Origin of the sequence: Aquimarina algiphila, assembly GCF_007489275.1 — a bacterium.
Classification (GTDB): Bacteria; Bacteroidota; Bacteroidia; order Flavobacteriales; family Flavobacteriaceae; genus Aquimarina; species Aquimarina algiphila.
Genome location: NZ_VLNR01000167.1, coordinates 1 through 1,187, shown reverse-complemented (window position 1 = coordinate 1,187; position 1,187 = coordinate 1). Strand labels below are relative to the sequence as shown.

Genomic DNA, 1,187 nt, shown 5'->3' with positions numbered 1-1,187 from the left:
ACAAATACGGTTAATAAAGAGAATTGACCGATTGATTCGCCTGAAAGCAACTGGATCACCCATAGAGTTTGCCTCAAAATTAGATATTTCAAAAGCCACTCTGCATCGCACTATTCTAGCTATGAAAGAATTGGATGCCCCAATTATATTTGATATTAAATCAAATAGTTATTTATATCTAAATGAAGTCATTTTCAAGTTTGGATTTCATGCTAATACCTCATCCGATTATAACTTAGATACTAAACCAAAATATAAAAGAAAAAAAATCAAAAAAAATATCCCAGTCCCGGAAAATGAAACTGGCATGTTTTAATATTGCACCAGGAAAACAGAAAACATGGGGAAACCCGTAAAAATTTTATTGAAAAAACATCGTTTTTTGTGCTGCTAAACCAATATTTGAATATGCTTTTCAAACATAATAATAGGCAAGGGATAAACCTGGTATTCAAATATAGTTTAGTCACAAATTCGTAATGGGAAAATTAAAAACAATTACAAAATCACTTTTATGAGACATCTAATTACCACATTGACCTTGATCTTTCTAGGGTTATGTGCTTTTGCGCAAGAAGGGGAAGAATCTACAAAACCACCGCAGATTTTTCCAACTTCACCAGAGGCAGCAAGTTTAGGGAAGTATGGAGAAATACCAGTAAATCTATCTACTGGTAAAATCAATCACACCATCCCGTTACATACCATTAATCAAGTAGGGTTTAGTTTACCCATATCTCTCTCTTATAACTATTCGGGATTGATGGTAGATGAGATTCCCGGAGCTACAGGTTTAGGGTGGGATTTTTCTGGTAAAGGAATGATCACTCGTCAGGTCCGTGGTCTTGCCGATGAGTCGCAACTTGGATATATCGGTCCCAATCAAATTGGTAAAAAAGTGCATCAATATGCTACCAATTCTCAATCTATGCCCGCAGATGAAATTGGACTGTTAATTCGTGAAGCTGCTGCTGGTAAATGGGATACCGAATCTGATAAGTATATGATCAGTGTAGGATCATTATCGGCAACATTCTATTTTAATCACGATGGAGAGGCCGTTTTTGCCCCTTATAAAAATTATAAACTCACTAGGTTACCCAACAATGGAGGGTTTGAACTTATTGATGATGGAGGAACCAAATACTACTTTGAACTCCAGGAGACCACCCAAATAGAAACCCTAG

The 1,187-nt window shown here is 36.1% G+C and carries 2 protein-coding genes; both read left to right on the top strand.

Features of this window, described 5'->3' with window-relative positions:
* A partial coding sequence (locus FOF46_RS32040; RefSeq protein WP_167572031.1) for a helix-turn-helix domain-containing protein occupies window positions 1-316 on the top strand: 316 nt, incomplete at its 5' end.
* Between the two features lie 198 nt (window positions 317-514).
* A partial coding sequence (locus FOF46_RS30815; RefSeq protein ID WP_208746848.1) for a hypothetical protein occupies window positions 515-1,187 on the top strand: 673 nt, incomplete at its 3' end.